This is a genomic window from Massilia horti (assembly GCF_004614195.1).
In the GTDB taxonomy this organism is placed as follows: domain Bacteria; phylum Pseudomonadota; class Gammaproteobacteria; order Burkholderiales; family Burkholderiaceae_D; genus Telluria; species Telluria horti.
The window spans coordinates 1-1,596 of record NZ_SPUM01000071.1 but is presented as its reverse complement, the minus strand read 5'-3'; the positions used below and the strand labels follow the sequence as shown (position 1 = coordinate 1,596).

General features: G+C 55.2%; 1 rRNA gene. It reads right to left on the bottom strand.

Annotation, left to right across the window (positions count from 1 at the left end):
- Window positions 1–989, bottom strand: a 16S ribosomal RNA gene (locus E4O92_RS25485); the annotation flags it as partial.
- Window positions 990–1,596 lie beyond the last annotated feature (607 nt).

The window sequence follows — 1,596 nt, the reverse complement described above, 5'->3', positions numbered from 1 at the left end:
CCCCTAACTTTCGTTCCTGATTAATGAAAACATCCTTGGCAAATGCTTTCGCAGTAGTTAGTCTTCAATAAATCCAAGAATTTCACCTCTGACAATTGAATACTGATGCCCCCGACTGTCCCTATTAATCATTACGGCGGTCCTAGAAACCAACAAAATAGAACCGCACGTCCTATTTCATTATTCCATGCTAATGTATTCGAGCATAGGCCTGCCTGGAGCACTCTAATTTTTTCAAAGTAAAAGTCCTGTTTCCCCGCCACACCCAGTGAAGGGCATGGGGTTCCACAGAGGGAAAGGCCCGGCCGGACCAGTGCACGCGGTGAGGCGGACCGGCCAGCCAGGCCCAAGGTTCAACTACGAGCTTTTTAACCACAACAACTTTAATATACGCTATTGGAGCTGGAATTACCGCGGCTGCTGGCACCAGACTTGCCCTCCAATTGTTCCTCGTTAAGGGATTTAAATTGTACTCATTCCAATTACAAGACCCAAAAGAGCCCTGTATCAGTATTTATTGTCACTACCTCCCCGTGTCGGGATTGGGTAATTTGCGCGCCTGCTGCCTTCCTTGGATGTAGTAGCCGTTTCTCAGGCTCCTTCTCCGGGGTCGAGCCCTAACCCTCCGTTACCCGTTGCAACCATGTTTGGCCACTACCCAAACATCGAAAGTTGATAGGGAAGAAATTTGAATGAACCATCGCCGGCGCAAGGCCATGCGATTCGAGAAGTTATCATGAATCACCAGAGAGCCCAGAGGGCATTGGTTTTTAATCTAATAAATACATCCCTTCCGAAGTCGGGATTTTTAGCATGTATTAGCTCTAGAATTACCACGGTTATCCAAGTAGTAAGGTGCTATCAAATAAACGATAACTTATATAATGAGCCATTCGCAGTTTCGCCGTATAATTGCTTATACTTAGACATGCATGGCTTAATCTTTGAGACAAGCATATGACTACTGGCAGAATCAACCAGGTAACTATCGTTCGCCGGGGTTGGCCTACCGGCGCGTGTTTCAGCGCCGGAGAGATTTTCCAAGTTACTGGTCGGCGCCCGAGGGCGCGCCGCGCGGCGGTGCTTCCGGCGCCCGAAGGCCGGCGTGCGCCGCTGGCGGCAGTCCGCTTTCCCCCTCTCAGTTCCCCAGGGCCACCGTCCGCCGCACCTCACCCGCTGTGGGCGGTGCGGCTTAGGGGCCCCAGGAGGAGGACTCAGCGCGCTGCGTCTACCATTGCGGTGTCAGCAGCGCGTGGTTGCCCCCTGTCGCTCTGTGTGCAGCGCTCGCCAGCGGCCAGCAGCCCACAGAACCCATCCGTCGGCGGTCGCAGGCGATGCCTCCAACCGCCTAAGGGCAGCCCCAGTACGCCGTGAAGCCTGAGCGACCGGTTTCGTGGGTGTCGACGTCCGCTGTGGAATCCCCTCGCTAGCGAGACCGGAGCCTGCAAGCCTGTTCAAAGGGCCACTTCGCGGGTGTCTAGTGGATACGGTACAGTGAGATTGGCGGGGCGCTGGCGGTCCGGCTGCGCCGCGGTTGCCCTGTGCGCTGTGCGCTCAGGCCGCCGCGGCCGCCTTTTCGCCGCCCCTCTCACAGAC